The following is a 21,048-nucleotide window of genomic DNA, read 5'->3' as shown; positions in this document are numbered from 1 at the left end:
GACCTTGTCACCTTGGGCAGGTCCAACAGCCAACGAACCCCCGACGGCTCGCGCCACGAGTCGGTGGCGTTCCAGTAGAGATGACGTTCACCGGATCGGCCTCGTACCGTTTGCCGCGATTTTCCCGACATGCGCACACGTTTGCGGCACCGTCGTTGCGTGTGGCCGCCCGGGGCGTGTAGCCTTTGCCTCACCTGCACGGCCCTGGGGAGGAGGCAAGATGCGAGGATCGTACCCGCTGAGGTCCGGGCCGGACCGGCCCGCGCCGGTCTGCCGCGGCATCGGTGTCTCGGCATGAGGCCCATCTCGCGCCGGACGTCCCTGGCGCTCGGGCTCGGCGCAGCGGCCGGGACGGCGTTCGGGGAGGGCGCGGCGACGAAGGCCGAGGCCGCGATCGCCGCGTTCACGGGCGGCGCGAACATCGCGCCCGGGGACGTCACGTTGATCCTGCCCGAGATCGCGGAGAACGGCTTCACCGTGCCGATCGAGGTCGCTGCGCCGGGGGCGGAGGCCATTCTCGTCCTCGCCCCGGCGAACCCGAACCCGGAAGTCGCGACCTTCACCTTCGGCCCGCTGTCCGGCGCGCAGCGCGCCTCGACCCGCATCCGGCTGGCCCAGTCGCAAGAGGTGATCGCGATCGCCCGCATGGACGGCGGCCGGTACATCGAGGCGCGGCGGTCGGTGGAGGTGACGCTCGGCGGCTGCGGGGCGCCGACATGAGCGCGAAAGGACCGCGATGGCCGAGAACGTGACCCCCCGGGTGCGCGTGCCCGCGACCGCCACCGCCGGAGAGGTGGTGACGATCAAGACGCTGATCAGCCACCGGATGGAATCGGGTGAGCGCAGGGATGAAGCCGGCCGGCGCGTGCCGCGCTCGATCATCCACCGCTTCGTCGCGCGCTTCAACGGAGAGACGGTGATCGACGTGGCGATGGAGCCGGCGATCTCCACCAATCCGTTCTTCGAGTTCGATGCGCGCGTCCCCGAAAGCGGGACGATGACCTTCGCCTGGTACGACGATGACGGATCGATCTACGAAGAGGCACGCGAGATCGTTGTGGAATGACCGGGTCCGGTGCCGACACGGCGTTCCACACAGGGAGAGGGAGCGGCATGACCCATCACAGACGGACTGTCCTCGGCGGCCTCGCGGCCGGCAGCGCCGCGTTCGCGGCGCCGATGGTCATGGCGCAAGGGGTGCCGCGCGTGGTGGTCGTCGGCGGCGGCGCCGGCGGTGCCACGGCGGCGCGCTATCTCGCTCTGGAGTCCGGCGGGGCGGTCGAGGTCACCCTGATCGAGCCCTCGCGCAGCTATTTCACCTGCTTCTTCTCCAACCTCTATATCGGTGGTCTGCGGGACATGCAGAGCCTCGGGCACGGCTACGGGACGCTCGCCGCCGAATACGGCATAAACGTCGTGCACGACTGGGCCGTCGCCGTGGACAGGGATGCGCGCGTGGTGGCGCTCGCCTCCGGCGCGTCGGTGCCGTATGACCGGCTGATCCTGTCGCCCGGCATCGACTTCAAGAACGGTGCGGTGCCCGGCTGGGATGTCACGGCGCAGGACGACATGCCGCACGCCTATCGCGGCGGCACGCAGGCGGAGCTCCTGAAGTCGCAGATCCTCGCCATGCCCGAGGGCGGCACATTCGCGATGATCGCGCCGCCCGATCCCTATCGCTGCCCGCCGGGCCCCTATGAGCGGATCTCCATGGTCGCGACGACGCTCAAGGCGATGAACCCAAGGGCCAAGATCCTGATCGTCGATCCCAAGGAGGGGTTCTCCAAGCAGGCGCTTTTCGAGGAGGGCTGGCAGCGGCACTACGGCGGCATGATCGAGCGCATCGGCCCGGACTTCGGCGGCGCGGCGGTGTCGGTGGACCCCGCCGCCATGCGCATCGACATCGACGGTATCGTGGAGGACGTGGACGTCTGCAACGTCATCCCCGCGCAGCGGGCGGGCCGCGTCGCGCACGAGGCCGGCCTGACCGAGGGCGACTGGGCGCCGGTGAACGCCGCCGACATGTCCTCCCGCCTCGATCCGGCGGTGCATGTTCTGGGGGATGCCGCGGCGCAGGGGGACATGCCGAAATCGGCGTTCTCGGCCAACAGCCAGGCGCGGGTCTGCGCGAGCGCGGTGCTGGGCGCGCTCACGGATGCGCGCGTCTTCCCGGCGGTCTACGCCAATACCTGCTGGTCGCTGATCGCGCCCGATGACGGGGTGAAGGTCGGCGCGTCCTACGAGGCGACGGAGGAGAAGATCGCGCGCGTGGACGGGTTCATCTCGGAGCTTGGCGAGGATGCCGAGACGCGCGCCGATACTTACCGCGAGAGCCTCGGCTGGTACGACGAGATCACGGCGGACATGTTCGGGTGAAGGTGGTCTGCTGGGCCGCTCATCTCAGGGCGAGGCTTGGGCCAAGGCTCCACCCGCCCGAACAGCACCGCAGGTGCCGGGCGCGCGCCGGACCGGCCCGGCGGTCTGGCGCGATGTCATCCTCTTGCGAAGTTCGTATTGCGGAGGTGCTTGGCCGGGATAAAGCGATGACCTCGGAGGTCGCGGCGCCAGCCCCCGGTCCGGCGCGCGCCCGGCACCTTCGGTTGCTCCGACCGAAAGTAACCATGAGACCCACCGCAGAGGGAGCGCTGGCGCCGGCGACCGAACGACCTCAAACCTTCCGCGTGAACACCAGCGCCATGGAATCGCGCAGGACCAGCGGACCTGAGACGTAATCCTCCCCGATCCCCGGCGCGCGCAGGACGCATTCCCAGTTGAACCCTTCGAGACCGGGGATCTTCAGGCGCAGCGGGTCGAAATCCTCGGTCTCCTTCCCCTCCATGTGTATGATCGAGAAGACCTGTTCGCCGTCCGGCCCATGCCGCAGCGAGGTGAAGACGCAGCGCCCGTCGATCGGGTCGAGATAGCTGAAACGGTCCTTCGGCCCGTAATTGTCGCGCAGCCACGGCCGCGCTGCGCGGAAGTCCCGAAGGCCGAGCGCGAAGGACGATTGCACCGGGTCGAGCGACCCCAGCGAGTGCCCGATGTTGCAGTAATCGTGCATGTCGTCCATCCACGCCCGCGCCACCGCCTTCAGCGTCTCGGGTGTGTAGAGCGGGCCGGCAAGCTTCGGCTCGGTGGTGTTCAGCAGCCGCGCGATATCCTCGAGATCGTAGTCGGTGACCTCCACCAGCGCGGGCAGGAAGGTGCAGAGGCGGGCAAGATCGGCGCGCGTTTCGAACCCCAGCGCCTTCAGCCGCGAGAAGTTGGCGGGCATGGAATAGGAATACTCGTCCACCTGCCAGCGCAGGGAAATCGCCTCCTCGGCCATGACCTTCACGCCGTACTTGTCGTCCTGGTTGCGCACGAAGCCCCAGGAGGCGCGGGCCATGGCGTTGAGGAAATCCATTGGCACGCCGGGCAGCGCGACATAGGTCAGCGTGTGCGCGGCGGGGTTGTCGTAGGCCTTGTCGAGGATCTCCATCCGCGTCTGGCCGAGGCGGGTGTTGATGTTCATCTTCGGGCTAACCTGCGTGCCCCGGCGCAGCGTGTCGTGGTTCGACGTGCCCGAGATCCAGTGGGAGCCCACGTTCAGGCATTCGCGGATCCGCCAGTACTTGCCCAGCCAGAAGGTATAGAGGAACGGCGTGTTGTGCGCGAAGGTCAGCGGCCCCCACTGGAACACGTCCGGATCGCGCTGGTGCTCGGTCACCCAGCGGTAGGTGGAGCTCAGCTCCCAGTCCTCGTTGGGCCAGGGGCGGCCGTCCTCGAAGATGAACCAAGGGCGGTATCGCGTGCCGGCGACCTCCTGCACGACGTCGGCCATGCTTTGCAGGTACTCGTCGTCATGCTTGAGCTCCTGCGCGCCGGCGTCCCACCACTTGAAGTCCTGCGCGCCGTCGACGCGCACGCCGTCGGCGCCGAAATTCACCTTGCGGCGCTGCATCTCCAGAAGGATCGCGCGGACGGCGGGCGTCTGGTAGGCGAGGTTCTGGCCGTACATGTTCGGCCCGCCGAAGAAGTGCCCGTTGAGGACGCGCAGGCCCTGATTGTCCGAATGGCCGTAGACCACGTCGAAGATCAGCCGCTTGGGCTTGCCGGGGAAGTTGTGCAGCACGGTCGCAAGGTCGATAAGCTCGTCCGGGCGCCCCGATTCCAGCAGCACGGGGTTCACCGTGGCCATGCCTGCAATGACGTTGTCGTAGCCCCAGTTCGTCGTGTCCGGCCTGAGGAGCGAGACAGTCACGCCGGTGTCCGAGGACTCGCTTTCCTGCCAGAAATCCGGGCCGGCCTCGTAGACCGTCGTCGGCTCCACCGGCAGGGGCTGCACGGCGTCGTAACCGAGGTAGATCTGGTCGGCCGGATCCATCGGCAGGCCCGCCTCCACCCGCGCGGCGAGCCGTTCGAACTGGCGGGTGAGCGAGGCGATGGTGCCGCCGGCCGTGGCGGTCGGAATGTGCAGCTGCAGGATGTTGGTGACCGGGCCGAACTTGTGCGGCTCGGGGCTGGCGAGCGCCTGCCAGTAGCCCTTGTCGCCGCGCTCTGCGAGCATTCGGTCCACATCGTAAAGCTCGGCCGGGGCCATGGCGCCGAAGGGCAGGGACATCGCCAGGGGGTCGAGGATGCGGTGCCACGCATCATCGGCGTCGCGCCAGACCAGCGCGTAGAAATCGCCCACCTCGTCGCGCGTGCCGGCCTTCATGCCGCGCACGCAGGCGAAGGCGTGCGATTCGAGGCGGATGGCGGGCACGTAGGTCCGTTCGAACCGGATATCCTGGTGCGCGCGCGTGAGGTCGAGCGGCTCCGTGGGGCTGAGGATCTCCAGGAAGATGTCGCCCGAGGGCACGCGGTAATCCTGCAACTCGGGCACCCAGAAGCCGAAGCTGGCAAGGCCGTCTGCGTCGATCTGGCCGCCGAGTCCGCGGGCGATCTCCTGCTCGGCTTCGAAGCGCGAGGGCGCTTCGGTGAGGATCCTTTCGCAGGCTTCGGCACGGGCGGTGGCGGCGGCTTCATCGAAGACGATGCGGTCGGCGAGCGACATGGGCGATCCTCGGGTCGTTTCGGTTCGTCGGTGCGATGTAGAGCGGGCCGGCGTGGGACCAGATCGTGGGTCACTGGGACGCGGGCGGCAAGAGGACAGGGGGCGGATCGCGCGGGGCTGACGGTCAGTGCGGATTTGATGGGCGTGGTGCTGGTGTCACGCCGGGTTCGGCGGGTTTCGTCAGCGCGATGGTGTTATGCGCGACAATTGGCGAGGGCTACCGCAGGTGCCGGGCGCGCACCGGACCGGGGGCTGGCGCTGCGACTTCCGAGGTCATCGCTTTATCCCGGACACATCCCTCCGCAATATGAACGTCGCACGAGGGTGACATCGCGCCAGACCGTGGGGACGGTCCGGCGCGCGCCCGGCATCTGCGGTGCTGTTCGGGCGGGTGGGGCATTGCTCTATCGTCATCGAACGTAATCAATGGGCCCTCCCGGGCAAGGACCGCGGCGCCGTGCCGTGATCGCGGTCCAAACCGCCACCACTTCGTCGGCGTCGTTGCAGCCGGCATATGGGCCAACGTGCGGGCAGGGCTTTGCCCGCTCGCAGCATCTGCGATTCCGGGGCCCGTTCGCCGCCCCTCAGGTGATCACGTCCGGGCCGCTGCGCCCCGTGCGCTGCGACAAGCCCGAGACCGCGTCGGCGGCGGCGATCACGTCCGAGAGCGCCTCCTGCGGGTCGAGGCCGAGCTTCTCGGGGTCGGTCTCTTCCTTCTCGAGGTAGACGCGGATCGTCGCGCCCTCGGTCCCGGTGCCCGACAGGCGGAAGACGATGCGCCCGCCGTCCGTCGTGGCGATACGCAGGCCCTGCTGCGCGGCACGGCTGCCGTCGACCGGGTCGTCATAGGCGAACTCGTCGGCCCATTCGACCTCCTGCCCGGCGATCGTGGTGCCCGGAAGGGTCTCCAGCTTGCCGCGCAGATCGTCGATCAGGGCGGTGGCGATATCCGCGTCGACCGCCTCGTAATCGTGGCGCGAATAGTAGTTGCGCCCGTAGGTGCGCCAGTGATCCGCCATCAGGTCCGCGACCGACATTTGCCGTTCGGCGAGGATGTTGAGCCAGAAGAGCACGGCCCAGAGCCCGTCCTTCTCGCGCACGTGGTCCGAGCCGGTGCCGGCGCTCTCCTCTCCGCAGAGCGAGGCCATGCCGGCGTCGAGCAGGTTGCCGAAGAACTTCCAGCCGGTCGGCGTCTCGTAGGCGCCGCAATCGAGGCGCAGCGCCACGCGGTCGAGCGCGCGCGAGGTCGGCATCGATCGCGCGACACCCTTGAGCCCGTCCGCGTAGCGCGGCACGAGCGTTGCGTTCGCGGCCAGCACCGCGACACTGTCGGACGGCGTGACATAGGTGTTTCGCCCGACGATCATGTTGCGGTCGCCGTCGCCGTCCGAGGCGGCGCCGAAATCGGGGGCGTCGGGCCCGTGCATGAGGTCCATCAGTTCCTTCGCCCAGATCGGGTTGGGATCGGGGTGGCCCTTGCCGAAATCGGGCGAGGGCGTGCCGTTGATCACGGTGCCGGCGGGCGCGCCGAGATGATCCTCGAGGATCGTTTTCGCGTAGGGGCCGGTGACCGCGTGCATCGCGTCGAAGCGCATCCGGAAGCCGCCGGCGAAGAGCGCGCGCAGCTTGTCGAAATCGAAGATCTCGGACATCAGCTGCGCGTAATCCTCGACCGGGTCGACGACCTCGATCTCGGTTCGGCCGAGCGAGGTGGTGCCGAGCGTCGACAGGTCGACGTCGTGCGCCTCCATGATCCGATAAGTGGTGACCGATTGCGACGCCTCGAAAATCTTGCCGGTGACGCTTTCGGGGGCGGGTCCGCCGTTGGGGTTGTTGAACTTCACGCCGAAATCGCCGTCCGGCCCGCCGGGATTGTGCGAGGCCGACAGGATGATCCCGCCATCGGTCTTGCGCGACCGGATGAGGTGCGAGGCGGCGGGCGTGGACAGGAGCGCGTTTTGGCCCACGATCACCTTGGCCGCGCCGAAGGCGGCGGCCATGCGCAGGATCACCTGGGCCGCGCGGTCCGAGAAGTAGCGCCCGTCGCCGCCGAGGACGAGCGTCTTGCCCTGCACCCCGCCGATGCCGATCCAGATCGCCTGGACGAAATTTTCCAGGAAATGCGGCTCCATGAAGGTGCGGGTCTTCTTGCGCAGGCCGGAGGTGCCGGGTTTCTGGCCCTCGATCGGCTGCGTTTCGACGGTGATGATGTCCATGTCGCTGTCCTATCGTCCGTTGTCTTGCATGATCCGGGCGGTCGCGGCGAGGCGCGGATCGGCGGCGATCTCCGCAGGTCCGGCCGGCAGGCGCTGGCGCCAGTTGGGATATTCGGTCACGGTGCCCGGCAGGTTGGGCTGGTCTGGCATGCCCAGCACGTTTTCCACCTGCACGGCGACGAGCCGGGCACGGGTCTGTGCCAGGTGGGCGTGCATCGCCTCCGCCGTGGCGGCGGGCAGCGAGGTGCTCTCTGCGCTCGCGCGGTCGAGGGCCGCGACCGCCTCGGTCCGCGCTTGCCGCGCGTCCTCGGCCTGATCCGGGGAGAGGTGGCCGAGCGCGGTGCGGCTGTCGATGTCGCGGCCCGCGCGCCAGCCTTTCCAGGTTGGCAGATCGTGGGTGGAGAAGCTGGCGACCACCGCTTCGGGATAGTCGCCGGGCGGGCGCGGGGCGCCGTCCGCACCGCTTTCGAACATCGTCAGCCGGCACCCGAGGATGCCAGAGGCGTCGAGCGCGTGGCCGAGCCCGTCGGGAATGTTGCCGAGATCCTCGCCGACGATGGTCGCGCCGGCGCGCGCCGCTTCGATCCGGGCCACGGCAAGCATCGCTTCGCGCGGCATCTGCACGTAGCCGCCGGGGGCGCCGTTCGGCACCCAGAACGCACGCTCGAAGCCGAGGATATGGTCGATCCGGAGAAGGCCGGAAAGACGGAGCTGCCGCGCCAGCGTTTCGGCCAGCGGTGCAAAGCCGGCGGCGATCAGGGCGCGCGGGTTGAACGGGGCGAGGTTCCAGTTCTGCCCCTCGGCCGAGAAGGCGTCTGGCGGCGCGCCGAGCGAGGCGCCGCTCGCAAAGCTCGCGGGATCCTCCCAGGTCTCGGCGCCGTGGGGATGCGTGCCGACGGCGAGATCGAGGTAGAGCCCTTCGGTCATCCCCGCGGCTTTCGCGGCCTCCTGCGCCGCGCGAAGCTGCGTCTCAGCCATCCACTGCGCCCAGGCATGAAAGCGCATGTCGGGCGCGAGCTCTGCGGCGGCGGCTTGCGTCTCGGGGCTGGCCGCGTCCTGCAAGGGTGCAGGCCAGGCGTGCCAGTAGGGGCCGTGCCGCTCGGACAGCGCCTGATGGAGGGCGAAGCGGTCGAGGCCCGCGCCTTCGGCTGCGCGCCATGCCTCGAAGGCCGGATCGCCGCCGGCGGCCTCGAACGCCTCGAAGGAGTCGCGCAGGGCGGCGGTCTGCGCCGGGATCAGCGCGGCGTAGTCGATGGGCCCGTCCCCGGCTGGCGGCGCGGCGCGCCCGGTGGCCACGTGCAGCGTCGCGAGGCGCCGGCGATGCGAGGGCGTGTAGGGCGAGGCGGCGTCCGGATCGGTGGGAAACCCGGCATGGACCGGGTTGAGCCCGAGGAACCCCGCGCCGTGCGGCGCCAGCTCGCTGCCCATCTCCGCGAGGTCGGCATAGTCGCCGATGCCGCCGCGTGCCGCGGACCTCAGCCCGTAGAGCGGCACCATCAGCCCCCAGCCGCGCGGCGGCAGCGGCAGGCGCGGCGGCGCCGAAAGGATCCAGCAGGTCTCGCCCGCCGCCTCCAGCCGGTGCCGGCCGAGCGGCAGGACGGGCAGGGGGCCGGCGCCCTCCGCTTCGTGTCCGTCCTCGCGCGTCAGCCGCCACGGCCCCGGAGGGGTCAGGTCGGGCGCGGTATCGTCCACCGACACAGTCCATTCCGGCAAATCGCGCGCAGGCTCCGCGGCCAGCCACTCGGCCGCTTCTGTCGTCGTTGCCGGCAGGCCCATCGCGGCGAGGAGCGCATCGCGCGTCTCGGGTGCGGTCGGCCGATACTGGCCGGTCACGTCGGTATAGCCGGGCAGGATCCCGGCGAGGGAGGCGAGGCGGTCCAGCGCCTCAGCCATCGCGTGGCTCCTGAACGAAGACCTGCACGCTGTCGCCGGCCAGCGCGACGGTCGCGTCGGCCGGGACCGGCTCGGCGTCGGGATCTGCGGTGTCGAGATGGCGCACCCAGACGCGGCCCTCGGGCAGTTCGGGCAGCGTCAGGTCGAGCGCCGCGCCGCTGTTGAACGCGATGAGCAGCGCCTCTTCGCGCTGCGCGTAGGGTGGCGTGCCCGAGGCCATGCGCATCTCGGCGCAGACCAGCCGTCGGGCGGGATCCTCCCAGTCGGCATCCTCCATCTGGGCGCCGTCCTCGCGCCACCAGAACAGATCCTCGATCCCGTCGACGATGCGCTCGCGCGCGTGCAGGAAGCGTTTCTGCCGCAGGATCGGATGCGCCTTGCGGAAAGCGATCAGCCGGCGGGTGAAGTCCTGCAGATCCTCGTCCGCCGCGGACCAGTCGAGCCAGCCGATCTCGTTGTCCTGGCAATAGGCGTTGTTGTTGCCGCCCTGCGAATTGCCGAACTCGTCGCCGGCCAGCAGCATCGGCGTGCCCTGACTGAGGAGGAGCGTCGCCAGCATGTTGCGCCGCCTTTGCGCGCGGGCGGCGACGATCAGGGGATCGTCGCTCGGCCCCTCCACGCCGAAATTGTCGGAATGGTTGGCGCCGTGGCCGTCACGGTTGTCCTCACCGTTCGCCTCGTTGTGCCGCTCCTCGTAGGAGGTCACGTCGGCGAGCGTGTAGCCGTCATGGGCGGTGACGAGGTTCACCGAGGACGTCGCCGGACGCCCGGAATGGTCGAATTGCAGCGCCGAGCCGGTGATCCGGTCGGCCAGCGCCGGCGCGGTGCCGTCCTCGCCGCGCCAATAGCGGCGCACGTCGTCGCGGAACTTGTCGTTCCATTCGGAGAAGGGCGGCGGGAAGGCGCCCACCTGGTAGCCGCCGGGGCCGATGTCCCAGGGCTCCGCGATCAGCTTGACGTCCGCCAGCACCGGATCCTGCCGGATCGCGTCGAAGAACGGCGCGCCGGGATCGAAGCCGGTGTCGGTGCGCCCGAGCGTGGCGCAGAGATCGAAGCGGAAGCCGTCGACGCCCATCACCTCTACCCAGTACCGCAGCGAGTCCATCACCATGCGCAGCACCATCGGGTGGCTCATGTTGATCGTATTTCCGGTACCGGTGTCGTTGATGCAGTGGCGCGGGTTCTCCTCGGACAGCCGGTAATAGGCGGCGTTGTCGAGACCGCGGAAGGCCAGCGTCGGGCCCATCTCGTCGCCCTCGCCGGTGTGGTTGTAGACCACGTCGAGGATGACCTCGATCCCGGCGGCATGGAGGCGCGCCACCATGTACTGAAATTCCCACAGCCGCGCGCGATCGAGGTAGCGCGGATCGGGCGCGAAGAAGCCGATCGACTGGTAGCCCCAGTAGTTCGTCAGCCCCTTGTCGACCAGAAAGCGGTCATTGACGAAGGCGTGGACCGGCAGAAGTTCCACCGCCGTGACGCCGAGGCCGGTCAGGTAGTCAAGCATCGGCTCGGAGGCCATCGCGAGAAAGCCGCCCTTGGGGCCCGCGCCGTCGAAGCGCTGCGTGGCGCCCTTCACATGCGCCTCGTAGACGATGCTGTCGTGCATCTCGGTCTCGGGGCGGCGCGAGCGGCCCCAGTCGAAGCACGGATCCTCCACCACGCATTTGGGCATGAAGGGCGCGCTGTCGCGTGTGTCGAAGCTGAGATCGGCATCGTCGTGCCCGACCTCGTAGCCGTAGAGCGCGTCGTTCCATTCAGGATGGCCCGTCAGCCGCTTTGCATAGGGGTCGATCAGCAGCTTGTGCGGGTTGAAGCGGTGTCCCTCTTCCGGCGCGAAAGGCCCTTCGGCACGGTAGCCGTAAAGCTGACCGGGCCGGATGCCGGGCAGGTAGCCGTGCCAGACGTCGCCGTCACGCTCGGGCAGGGGGATGCGCGCGGTCTCCGTCTTGCCGTCGTCCGAGAAGAGGCACAGCACCATCTTGGTCGCGTTCTGAGAGAAGATCGCGAAGTTCACGCCCGCGCCGTCGAAGGTCGCGCCCAGCGGGCGGGCGCGGCCCGGACCGGGATTGAGGGGATTGGTCATATGGACTTGTCGAGGCTTTTCATGAGGTCGGCATAGGCGCGGGCCGACACGTCCCAGCCCACCGGATGAGCCATAGCGTTGCGCATCATCCTTTGCCAGACCGCTTGGTCGCCCCAGAGCGTTGTGAGCTTGACCAGCGCCTGCGCCAGCGTGTCGGCGTTGATCGGATAGAACTGAAGTCCCGTGGCGGCCCCGGCGGCAAGGCCCGCGGGGCTGGCGTTGATGACCGTGTCGGCAAGTCCGCCGGTCAGCGCCACCACCGGCAGCGTGCCGTAGCGCAGCCCGTAAAGCTGGGTCAGCCCGCAGGGTTCGAACCGCGATGGCACGAGGATCGCGTCGCCTCCGGCCATCATCCGCCGCGACAGCGCCTCGTCGTAGCCGATGCGCACCGACACGTCGGGCAGGGCGGCCGCGGCATCGCGGAAGGCGGCCTCGAGCTTGGGATCGCCCGAACCGAGGAGCGCCAGCTGCCCGCCGGTGTCGATCAGCGCCGGCAACGCGGCGAGGAGGAGGTCGAGACCCTTCTGCTCGGTCAGGCGCGATATGACGATGGCGAGCGGGCCGTCCTTCTGCGGCAGCCCAAGCTCCTCGCGCAGGGCACGGGTGTGCTTGCCCTTGCCGCGCGGCGCCTTGTAGGGCGGCGTCCAGATCGCCTCGTCGATGCCGTTGAGGATCCCGCACAGATCGCCGCGTCGCGCCCGCAGCACGCCATCGAGGCCCATGCCGAACTCCGGCGTCAGAAGCTCGCTGGCGTAGGTCGGGCTGACGGTATTGATCGCGTCCACATGGATCAGCGCGGCCTTGAGCGCGCTGATCCGGCCCCAATATTCGTAACCGTCGGGCGTGAACCCCTCGGGCGGCAACTTCAGCGGGCCGATCATGTCGGCGTCCGCGACACCCTGGAAGGCGACGTTGTGCACGGTGACCAGCGTTGCCACCCGGTCCGCCGCGCCGAGCGCGCGGAGGTATATCGGCGTCCACCCGGCCTGCCAGTCGTGCAAGTGCAGAAGCTGCGGATGCCAGCCGCCGATACCCTCGGCCCCGAGACGCGCCGCTGCCATCGACAGCGCCGCGAAGCGCTGCGGGTTGTCCGGCCAGTCGCGCCCGTCCGGGCCGAGGTAGATCGACCCGGCCCGGTCGTAGAGGTGCGGGGCGTCAAGCGCGTAGAGCACCGTGTCGCCCAGCCGCCCCTCGACGATCCGCGCCGGGCCGCCGAAGAGATCGCCCAGCTCGTGCACCGCGCCATCCGCCGCCGCCATCACCGAAGGGTAACCCGGAAGGAGCGTGCGCATCTCCACCCCCGCGTGGGCCAGCGCACCCGGAAGCGCGCCGGCCACGTCCGCCAGGCCGCCGGTCTTGACCAGCGGCACGCATTCCGAAGCGACCGAGAGGACGCGCATCAGCCCTCCGCCCGCCGGTCGAGCATGTCCTGGGTGATCAGCGTGACGCCTCCGTCGGTCACGCGGAACCATTTGGCATCCTCTTCGGGGTCCTCTCCGACGACGAGCCCTTCGGGTATGCAGACGCCGCGGTCGATCACCACGTTCTTCAGCCGCGCATTGCGCGAGATGTAGGCGCGCGGCAGCACCACCGCCCGCTCCAGGCTGGAATACGAATTGGTGTGCACCATGGTGAACAGAAGCGACTCGCGGATCTCGGTGCCCGAGATGATGCAGCCGCCCGAGATCAGGCTGGAAATCGCAAGGCCCCGTCGGTTCTCTTCGTCATGGATGAACTTGGCCGGCGGCACGCTCTCCGAATAGGTCCAGATCGGCCAGTCGTTGTCCCAGAGGTCGAGATCCGGCGCGAAGTTCGTCAGGTCCAGATTGGCCTTCCAGAACGCATCGACGGTGCCGACGTCGCGCCAGTAGGCCGGCGCCTCGGACGAGGCGCGCACGCAGCTGTCGGTGAACCGGTGTGCCTGCGCCCTCCCGTTCTTGACGATCTGGGGGATCAGGTCGTTTCCGAAATCGTGGGAGGAGGTCGCATCCTCCATGTCGCGCACGAGAAGGTCGCGCAGAAAGTCCCACTTGAAGACGTAGATGCCCATGGAAGCGAGCGTGACGTCGGGATCGTCCGGCGTACCCGGCGGGTCCTTGGGTTTCTCCAGAAACGAGGTGATCACGTCATTCTCGTCGATCGCCATCACGCCGAAGGCCGACGCCTCGGCCCGCGGCACTGTCAGGCAGCCGATGGTGACGTCTGCGCCCGAGTCCACGTGATGCTCGATCATCCGCTCGTAATCCATCTTGTAGATGTGATCCCCGGCGAGGATGAGCACGTAATCGACGCCGTAGCTGTCGACGATGTCGATGTTCTGCGCCACCGCGTCGGCGGTGCCGCGGTACCACATGCTCTCGTCGTAGCGCTGTGAGGCGGGCAGGATGTCGAGAAATTCGTTGCGCTCGGCCCGGAAGAAGTTCCAGCCGCGCTGACAGTGGCGGATCAGGCTGTGCGCCTTGTACTGCGTGGCGACCGAGATCTTGCGGATGCCGGAATTCAATGCGTTCGACAGCGCGAAGTCGATGATCCGCGTCTTGCCGCCGAAATAGACGGCCGGTTTCACCCGTCGGTCGGTCAGCTCGCGCAGGCGCGATCCGCGCCCGCCGGCCAGCACGAAGGCCATGGATCTGTGCGCAAGGCGCGTGGTGGACGGCATGTGACTCCTCCCTTGGGTCTCCGGGCCCGGTCGTGCGGGAAGTTTGGCAGGCCGCACCGCCCTAGGCTAGAGGCCGCGCGCGTCCCCACGGCAGTCGGCGTTAGACGGGCGTTAATTCCTCCTGTGCCATATCCCGCCGGAAAGTCCTTCCGGGCCTCAATGGAGATTGTGAAATGGGTCGTTTTTGGCCAAAGACCGTTCCCGCGCCGGATGGGCGCGCAGAGCAGATGGAGGCGGTGGACCGCACGCATGTGCTCATGCGCCTCGATGCGGGGGGAACCATCGTTGCGGCCAACGCCGCCGCCCATGATGCGCTCGGCTACGCGGAAGGCGGGCTCGAGGGCCTGAAGTTCACCGACCTGTTGCGGCCCGACGATCGGCGGGCGCCGTGGCTGGAACAGATCGTCAGTCGGGTTCGCCGCGGCGAGGATACGTTCCGCATCACTCCGGTACTCTCTCATTCGCGGGAGGAGCGGTGGCTGTCCCTCAGCTTTTGCCGCATGCCGGGCGAGGAGGGGGAATGCCTGGTCGTCGGCCGTGACGTTACCGACCACCACCTGCGCAACCGCGACAATCGCGGACATGTCGATGCCACCAAGCTCAGCATGGCGGTGATCGAGTTCGACCTCGACGGACACATTCTTGATGCGAATGACAATTTCTGCCGCGCGACCGGTTATCGCCTCGACGAAATCGTCGGCAAGCACCACCGGATCTTCATGCCGCCCGAAGAAGCGCAGTCCAGCGCCTATCTCGCCTTCTGGGAGCGCCTGTCCTCAGGTGCGTCGGAAAACGGCCAGGTGCGGCGGATCTCCAAATCGGGGGAGCCGCTGTGGCTCGAAGCGACGTACGAGACCCTGCGCGATGGCGATGGACGGCCATTCAAGGTGGTGAAATACGCCTTCGACATCACCGCCGCCAAGAACGCGGCCTCCGAAGCGCAGAGCCAGATCGACGCGATCCAGAAGGTGCAGGCGGTCATCGAGTTCGATCCGGACGGCAGGATCTTGCGGGCGAACGATCTGTTCTGCAGCGTTCTTGGCTACGAGCTGTCCGAGATCGTCGGGCGCCATCACCGCATATTCCTGAGCGAGCAGGAGATGTCCGGCGACGGATATGAGACTTTCTGGCGCGACCTCGCGGCCGGCAAGGAGGCGAGCGGAGATTACCTTCGGATCGGCAAGAACGGCAAGCGTGTCCACATTCGGGCCAGCTACAACCCCGTCTACGATGCCTCGGGTCGCGTGACGAAGATCGTCAAATTCGCCATGGACACCACCACGTTCGAGCGCACGGCCGAGGTCATGCGACAAGGGCTGGCAGACCTTGCCGCGGGCCGACTGAGCGTCGAACTGACGCAGAACCTGGGCGAACTCGACGAGATTCGTACGAATTTCAACTCCGCCGCGAGCAAGATACGCAACGTGATCCTGCAGGTCGTTCAGCAATCGTCGGACGTGACGGCCGAGGCGGGCGCGATCACCTCGGCCACCCACCAGCTCGCGCAGCGCACGCAGCACCAGGCGGCGACGCTGGAGGAAAGCGCGGCGGCGCTGCAGGAGATCACGACATCCGTCGAGAGTACGGCCCAGTCCGCCATGCAGGCGCGCGAGCAGGCGAGCGAATCCATCGACGAGACCGGTCGCTCCCGTCGCATCGTCGAGAAGGCGATGGCAGCGATGGATGCGATCTCCGAGTCCTCCAACAAGATCTCCTCAATCACCTCCGTGATCGACGACATCGCTTTCCAGACCAATCTGCTCGCCCTCAACGCCGGGGTGGAGGCGGCGCGGGCGGGGGATGCCGGCCGTGGCTTCGCGGTTGTTGCCTCCGAGGTTCGGGCGCTGGCGCAACGATCCTCGGACGCCGCTCGCGAGATCGCCACCCTGATCACGGAATCGACCGAACAGGTGCGTTCCGGCGTGAGCCTCGTCGGCGACACGGGCAGTGCGCTGACGCAGATCGACACGCGCGTCAAAGAAATTTCCGACAGCATCGAGAAGATCGCGCAGACCGCCCAGGGTCAGTCCGGAAAGATCCGGGACATGAACGCCTCCGTCAGCACGCTCGACCGCGCGACCCAACAGAACGCCGCAATGGCCGAAGAGACGTCGGCCGGGATCGAGACTCTCGAACGGCTCGTCAAGCAGGTCCATCAGGAGCTTTCCTATTTCGACGTCGTGGATGACGGCGATTCGCACCCGCGCGCCAAGCAGGGTGCATATCGCGCCCGCGCCTGAGGCGGCCGGGCACGCCGGCCGGAGGGTCCGCCTTGCGCCCGCATGCGGTGCACAAGCGGCGCCCACGGTGGGATCGGTCTTTCACGAGGAAGGGGAGGTCAATCCTTCACGAGGAAGACGGCCGAAAGCGGTGGGATGACGACCGTGGCGGACGCCGCCTGCCCGTGGCTCGGCTCTGCTGCCGCATCGACCGCGCCCATGTTGCCGCGGTCGCCGCCGCCATAGAGCGCGGCATCGGTATTGAGCGCCTCGCGCCACCTGCCGGCGGAGGGCAGACCCATCCTGTAGGCGTCTTGCGCCACCGGAGTGAAGTTGACCAGCACCACCACTTCGGGATCGCCGGGGGCGCCGCGACGGATCCAGGCGACTACGGATCTGTCGGCATCGTCCGCCTCGATCCACTGGAACCCCTCGGGCTCGCAATCCTTGGCATGGAGCGCCGGCTGCGCAGCGTAAAGCCGGTTGAGATCTCGCACGAGCGACTGCATTCCGGCATGCGCAGGCCGCTTTGCCATCTCCCAATCCAGGGATGTCTCAAAGTTCCATTCGTGCGCTTGTGCGAATTCCTGCCCCATGAACAACAGCTTCTTGCCCGGATGGCCCCACATGAAGCCGTAATAGGCCCGTAGATTCGCGAACCTTTCCCAGTCGGACCCGGGCATACGCCCGAGCATGGACCCTTTGCCGTGCACGACCTCGTCGTGGCTGATCGGCAGTACGAAGTTCTCCGAGAAGGCGTAGGACAACCCGAAGGTGAGCTTGTGATGATGGTGCTTGCGGTGGATCGGGTCGAGCTTGATGTATTCGAGCGTGTCGTTCATCCAGCCCATGTTCCACTTGTAACCGAAGCCGAGCCCGCCTTCGTGCACCGGGCGCGAGACCTGCGGATAGGACGTGGACTCCTCGGCCACCGTCATTATGCCGGGGCATTCGCCGTAGGTCAGCGCGTTCATCTCGCGCAGCATGGCGATCGCCTCGTAATTCTCGCGCCCGCCGTCCTTGTTCGGCACCCACTCGCCGTCCTGGCGGGAATAATCGCGGTAGAGCATCGAGGCGACGGCATCCACGCGCAGCCCGTCGGCATGGTATTCCTCCAGCCAGTAAAGGGCGTTGGCAGTGAGGTAATTGAGCACCTCGCGACGCCCGTAATTGTAGATCAGCGTGTTCCAGTCCTGGTGGAAGCCTTCGCGCGGGTCGGCATGTTCATAGAGCGCGGTGCCGTCGAACTGGCCCAGTCCGTGCGGGTCGACGGGGAAGTGCCCCGGCACCCAGTCGAGGATGATGCCGATCCCGGCGCGGTGCGCGGCGTCGATGAGATCGCGGAATTCGTGCGGCGGCCCGTGCCGGACCGTCGGGGCATAGAGCCCGACCGGCTGGTAGCCCCAAGAGCCGTCGAAGGGAAACTCGGAGATCGGCATGAGCTCGATATGGGTGAAGCCCATGTCGCGGACATAGGCCACCAGCTCCTCGGCCGCCTCGACGTAGGAGATGCGGCGGTTGCGCGCCTTGCGGGTCCAGCTGCCGAGGTGGACCTCGTAGACCGAGACCGGCGCCGAGCGCGCATTGCGCTCCGCGCGGGTCTGCATCCAGTCCGAATCGTGCCAGCCATATCCAGCGATGTCACGAACCACCGAGGCGTTCTCGGGCGGGTGCTGGGAGCCGAAGCCGACCGGATCGGCCTTGAGCGGCAGGATCTCGCCATGCGCGCCGAGGATCTCGTACTTGTAGACGGCGCCTTCGGCGAGGCCGGGCAGGAAAAGCTCCCACACGCCGGTGGCGCCGCGGCGGCGCATCACGTGGCGCCGCCCGTCCCAGGCGTTGAACGGGCCGACGACCGACACGCGGCGGGCATTCGGCGCCCAGACGGCGAAATGCGTGCCGTAGACGCCCTCATGGTGCATCACGTGCGCGCCGAGCGCGGACCATAGCCGGTGATGCGTGCCTTCGCCGAGCAAGTATTCGTCGATCTCGCCCAGGACCGGGGCGAAGCGGTAGGGATCCTCCATGTCCCAGGTCGTGCCGTCTGCGGCAACGCCGCGCAGACCGTAGGGCGCATCTCCGGGCACCGGCCCGCGGAACACGCCTGGCGCGCGGTCCACGGGGGTGAGCGGATGTTCGTCCGCGCCGATCACCGCGAAGACCTGCGCGGCATGCGGATCGAAGGCGGCGACGTGGCGGCTGCCGTCCTCCGTGTGCGGGCCGAGCGCTGCGAAGGGATCATCGCATTGCCCTGCTGGGATGCGTTGCAGAAGTTCGAGCGGGGGGAGGGATGCGGCTGCCATGTCAGGCAGAGTAGGCAGGCCGCGCGCCGGTTCAATAGCGCCGTTTCCTTGCGAGCGCTCGCGGCACGGGATGTGCGGTTTATTCGGGCGCGTCCGGCACCGCGCGGGGGAGCGAGGGGCTAGCCCTTTGCGCTCCCCAGGGGTTGCCTGGCCAGATGAAGGGCGGGCGGGCCGCCGTCAGAGGCTGGCGGCCCCCCAGATGTCCGACATGTAGCCGCGGATCGTGCGGTCGGAGGAGAACCAGCCGGAGCGGGCGGTATTCAGGGCGGCCATGCCTGCCCAGCGCGCGGGATCGGCGTAGGCCGCGTCGACCTCGCGCTGCGCCCGCCAGTAGTCGGTGAAGTCCGAGCACACGAGGAAATAGTCGTGGCCGGCCAGGTTCTCGATGATGCCGGCATAGCGGTCGGGGTCATCGGGCGAGAAGGTGCCGTCGCGAATCGCGTCGAGCGCGCGGGCGAGGCGCGGATCGGCCTCGATGGCGGCGCGGGCGTGGCCGTCCAGCATGCGGCGTTCGGTGACCTCCGGTGCCGTCATGCCGAAAAGGAAGAAGTTGTCGGCGCCGACATGCTCGCGGATTTCCACGTTGGCGCCATCGAGCGTGCCGACGGTTGGCGCACCGTTCAGGGCGAACTTCATGTTGCCGGTGCCGGAGGCTTCCTTGCCGGCGGTGGAGATCTGTTCCGAGAGGTCGGCGGCCGGGATCAGGCGCTCGGCCAGGGTGACGTTGTAGTTGGGCAGGAAGGCGACCTGCAGCTTGTCGCGGGTCGCGGTATCGGCGTTCACCACGCGGGCGACGTCGTTGATCAGGCGGATGATGTCCTTGGCGAAAAAGTAGCCGGGCGCGGCCTTGCCCGCGAAAATCTTGATCCGCGGTGTCCACCCGGCGTTCGGGTCGTCCTTGATTTCCTGCCAATGGGCGATGGCTTCGAGTATGTTGAGATGCTGGCGCTTGTATTCGTGCATGCGCTTGATCTGGATGTCGAACATCGCCTCGGGATCGACACTCACGCCCTGCGTCTCGGCCAGCCAGTTCGACAGGTCGGCCTTGTTGTCGCGCTTGGCGGCGGCGAAGCGGTCGCGCCAGCCGGCATCGTCCACGTGGGATTCGAGTTCCTTCAGCCGTTCGAGGTCGTCGACCCAGCCGTCGCCGATCGTGTCGGTGACGAGGTTCGACAGGCGCGGATTGCACGAAAGAAGCCACCGGCGCGGGGTGACGCCGTTCGTTTCGTTGACGATCTTGTCGGGGTGGAGGGCGTGAAGCTCCGCGAATACTGTCTCTTTCATCAGGCCGGTGTGGAGGGCGGAGACGCCGTTCACGCGGTTGGCCATGACGAAGCTGAGCTCGCCCATTTTCACCTGGCTGTCGGCGCGCATGGAGAAGCTGCGTGACGGGTGCGCCTTGCCGTGCGCGTCGTCGATCCGGTCGACGATCTGCAGGTGGCGAGGCAGGAGCTTGCCGAAGACGCCTTCGTGCCAGGACTCCAGCGCTTCCGGCAGGAGCGTGTGGTTGGTGTAGTTGAGGCAGCCCTGCGCGATCTCCATCGCCCGGTCGAAGGGCAGGCCGCGTTCGTCGTGCAGCAGCCGGACAAGCTCCGGCCCGGCGATGGCCGGGTGGGTGTCGTTGAGCTGGATCGCCACCTTCGCGGGCAGTTGCGACAGGTCGTCGTATTCGCTGTCGAAGCGGCGCAGGATGTCGCGCAGCGCGGCGGCGGTGAAGAAGAACTCCTGCTTGAGCCGCAGCTCCTTGCCTTGTTCGGTGGTGTCGTCGGGGTAGAGCACGCGGGAGATCGTGCGCGCCAGCGCCTCGGGCGCGGCGGCGGCGGCGAAATCGCCGCGGTTGAAGCTGTCGAGGTCGAACGGCGCGACCGCCTTGGCCGACCACAGGCGCAGCGTGTTCACCCACTTGCCCTGCCAGCCGGCGATGGGCGTGTCGAAAGCCTCCGCGTCGACCTGTTCGGAGGGGGTCCAGACGGAGCGGCCCCTGTCCTCGCGCACCTCGCCGCCGAAACCGATGCGGTAGCGCGCCTCGGGCCGTTCGAATTCCCAGGCGTGACGCTGAAGGAGCCAGGTTTCGGGGCTTTCGACCTGCCGGCCGCCCTGGAAGGACTGGCGGAACAGGCCGTGTTCGTAGCGGATGCCATAGCCCATCGCGGGGCAGGACAGCGTCGACAGCGATTCCAGGAAACAGGCGGCGAGCCGACCGAGCCCGCCATTGCCGAGCGCCGCGTCCGGCTCGTCGGCCAGAACCGCGTCGTAGTCGAGGCCCAGATCGGTCAGCGCCGCGCGCGCCTGGTCGGCGAGGCGCAGGTTGACGATACCGTCCTCCAGAAGGCGGCCGATCAGGAATTCCATCGACAGGTAGTAGACCCGTTTCGCGCCGGCCTCGTAGGTGCGGCGGGTGGCGGCGAACCACGCTTCGACCATGCGGTCGCGGATCGCGAAGCTGAGCGCCATGCGCCAGTCCTCGGTCTGCGCGGCCTCGGGCGTCTTGCCGAAGCTGTAGGCGAGATGGTTCAGGATCGCGTCGCGGAGGTTGTCGCTCGAGACGGTCGGCAGCGTTGCGATGTTCATGTCGGTCTCCTCGGGGAGAAAGGGCTCCTCCGCTTTTCGGTGATCAAGCGCAGACCGGTGCGC

12 protein-coding genes are annotated in these 21,048 nt (G+C 68.0%); 4 read left to right on the top strand and 8 right to left on the bottom strand.

The window, feature by feature from the left end; all coding sequences use genetic code 11:
• Window positions 1-294 precede the first annotated feature (294 nt).
• Genes F3H57_RS19100 through F3H57_RS19090 form a run of 3 tightly spaced genes read left to right on the top strand, consistent with a single transcriptional unit; the run spans window position 295 to window position 2,376 of the window.
• A complete protein-coding gene (locus F3H57_RS19100; RefSeq protein ID WP_149758034.1) occupies window positions 295-720 on the top strand; it encodes a thiosulfate oxidation carrier protein SoxY in 426 nt (141 codons plus the stop codon).
• Window positions 721-736: 16 nt separating this feature from the next.
• Window positions 737-1,066: a thiosulfate oxidation carrier complex protein SoxZ gene (gene soxZ / locus F3H57_RS19095; RefSeq protein WP_149758032.1), complete on the top strand. Its 330-nt coding sequence runs from the start codon at window positions 737-739 to the stop codon at window positions 1,064-1,066.
• Between the two features lie 47 nt (window positions 1,067-1,113).
• Window positions 1,114-2,376, top strand: a complete 1,263-nt coding sequence (locus F3H57_RS19090; RefSeq protein WP_149758030.1) for an NAD(P)/FAD-dependent oxidoreductase — start codon at window positions 1,114-1,116, stop codon at window positions 2,374-2,376.
• Between the two features lie 292 nt (window positions 2,377-2,668).
• On the opposite strand, the gene gghA is transcribed toward F3H57_RS19090, so the two are convergent.
• The 6 genes from gghA to glgC form a co-directional block, all read right to left on the bottom strand.
• On the bottom strand, window positions 2,669-5,038 hold the full coding sequence (gene gghA, locus F3H57_RS19085; RefSeq protein WP_149758028.1) for a glucosylglycerol hydrolase: 2,370 nt from the start codon (window positions 5,036-5,038) through the stop codon (window positions 2,669-2,671).
• A gap of 584 nt (window positions 5,039-5,622) precedes the next feature.
• Entirely contained in the window at window positions 5,623-7,254 is a 1,632-nt protein-coding gene (locus F3H57_RS19080; protein ID WP_149758025.1) for an alpha-D-glucose phosphate-specific phosphoglucomutase, read from the bottom strand.
• 9 nt (window positions 7,255-7,263) lie between these two features.
• Window positions 7,264-9,147 carry a 4-alpha-glucanotransferase gene (gene malQ, locus F3H57_RS19075; protein WP_149758023.1) on the bottom strand — a complete coding sequence of 628 codons (1,884 nt, stop codon included), beginning with the start codon at window positions 9,145-9,147 and terminating at the stop codon, window positions 7,264-7,266.
• A complete protein-coding gene (gene glgX, locus F3H57_RS19070) occupies window positions 9,140-11,233 on the bottom strand; it encodes a glycogen debranching protein GlgX (RefSeq protein WP_149758021.1) in 2,094 nt (697 codons plus the stop codon). Before glgX ends, malQ begins: the two co-directional genes overlap by 8 nt.
• Entirely contained in the window at window positions 11,230-12,636 is a 1,407-nt protein-coding gene (gene glgA / locus F3H57_RS19065) for a glycogen synthase GlgA (protein ID WP_149758111.1), read from the bottom strand. Before glgA ends, glgX begins: the two co-directional genes overlap by 4 nt.
• Window positions 12,633-13,892, bottom strand: a complete 1,260-nt coding sequence (gene glgC, locus F3H57_RS19060; protein WP_149758019.1) for a glucose-1-phosphate adenylyltransferase — start codon at window positions 13,890-13,892, stop codon at window positions 12,633-12,635. Before glgC ends, glgA begins: the two co-directional genes overlap by 4 nt.
• A gap of 173 nt (window positions 13,893-14,065) precedes the next feature.
• On the opposite strand from glgC, the gene F3H57_RS19055 reads away from it, so the two are divergent.
• Entirely contained in the window at window positions 14,066-16,132 is a 2,067-nt protein-coding gene (locus tag F3H57_RS19055) for a methyl-accepting chemotaxis protein (protein ID WP_149758017.1), read from the top strand.
• 98 nt (window positions 16,133-16,230) lie between these two features.
• On the opposite strand, the gene glgB is transcribed toward F3H57_RS19055, so the two are convergent.
• Window positions 16,231-18,414, bottom strand: a complete 2,184-nt coding sequence (glgB, locus tag F3H57_RS19050; RefSeq protein ID WP_149758016.1) for a 1,4-alpha-glucan branching protein GlgB — start codon at window positions 18,412-18,414, stop codon at window positions 16,231-16,233.
• Between the two features lie 177 nt (window positions 18,415-18,591).
• Window positions 18,592-20,985: a glycogen/starch/alpha-glucan phosphorylase gene (locus tag F3H57_RS19045; protein WP_149758014.1), complete on the bottom strand. Its 2,394-nt coding sequence runs from the start codon at window positions 20,983-20,985 to the stop codon at window positions 18,592-18,594.
• Between the last annotated feature and the right edge of the window lie 63 nt (window positions 20,986-21,048).

Source organism: Roseivivax sediminis, assembly GCF_900112685.1.
GTDB classification, from domain to species: domain Bacteria; phylum Pseudomonadota; class Alphaproteobacteria; order Rhodobacterales; family Rhodobacteraceae; genus Roseivivax; species Roseivivax sediminis.
Note: the sequence above shows the minus strand (reverse complement) of the source record. Positions and strands in the feature narration are given on the sequence as shown.

Coding starts and splice junctions, on each gene's coding strand:
- F3H57_RS19100 (WP_149758034.1), top strand. CDS start 295: ATGAGGCCCATCTCGCGCCGGACGTCCCTGGCGCTCGGGCTCGGCGCA.
- soxZ (WP_149758032.1), top strand. CDS start 737: ATGGCCGAGAACGTGACCCCCCGGGTGCGCGTGCCCGCGACCGCCACC.
- F3H57_RS19090 (WP_149758030.1), top strand. CDS start 1,114: ATGACCCATCACAGACGGACTGTCCTCGGCGGCCTCGCGGCCGGCAGC.
- gghA (WP_149758028.1), bottom strand. CDS start 5,038: ATGTCGCTCGCCGACCGCATCGTCTTCGATGAAGCCGCCGCCACCGCC.
- F3H57_RS19080 (WP_149758025.1), bottom strand. CDS start 7,254: ATGGACATCATCACCGTCGAAACGCAGCCGATCGAGGGCCAGAAACCC.
- malQ (WP_149758023.1), bottom strand. CDS start 9,147: ATGGCTGAGGCGCTGGACCGCCTCGCCTCCCTCGCCGGGATCCTGCCC.
- glgX (WP_149758021.1), bottom strand. CDS start 11,233: ATGACCAATCCCCTCAATCCCGGTCCGGGCCGCGCCCGCCCGCTGGGC.
- glgC (WP_149758019.1), bottom strand. CDS start 13,892: ATGCCGTCCACCACGCGCCTTGCGCACAGATCCATGGCCTTCGTGCTG.
- F3H57_RS19055 (WP_149758017.1), top strand. CDS start 14,066: ATGGGTCGTTTTTGGCCAAAGACCGTTCCCGCGCCGGATGGGCGCGCA.
- glgB (WP_149758016.1), bottom strand. CDS start 18,414: ATGGCAGCCGCATCCCTCCCCCCGCTCGAACTTCTGCAACGCATCCCA.
- F3H57_RS19045 (WP_149758014.1), bottom strand. CDS start 20,985: ATGAACATCGCAACGCTGCCGACCGTCTCGAGCGACAACCTCCGCGAC.